General features: G+C 61.3%; 1 protein-coding gene. It reads right to left on the bottom strand.

Annotated features, from left to right (window positions below; genetic code table 11):
- A partial coding sequence (locus tag J3482_RS20585) for a YqhA family protein (RefSeq protein WP_236018435.1) occupies nt 1-236 on the bottom strand: 236 nt, incomplete at its 3' end.
- Nucleotides 237-253: the final 17 nt, after the last annotated feature.

Genomic DNA, 253 nt, shown 5'->3' with positions numbered 1-253 from the left:
CCCAGGTTGCCGATGGCGATGAAGGTCTTGAGCAGGTGGATCGAGGAGATGCCGATGATCGCCATCGCCAGCTTCACTTTCAGCACGCTGGCGTTGACGTGGCTGAGCCATTCGGGTTGATCGGGATGGCCCTCCAGCCGCAGCCGCGAGACGAAGGTCTCGTAGCCGCCGACGATCACCATCACCAGCAGGTTGGAGATCATCACCACGTCGATCAAACCCAGCACCGCCAGCATGATCTGCTGCTCTCCCC

The organism is Alicyclobacillus suci, assembly GCF_017329615.1.
Taxonomy (GTDB): domain Bacteria; phylum Bacillota; class Bacilli; order Alicyclobacillales; family Alicyclobacillaceae; genus Alicyclobacillus; species Alicyclobacillus suci.
Note: the sequence above shows the minus strand (reverse complement) of the source record. Positions and strands in the feature narration are given on the sequence as shown.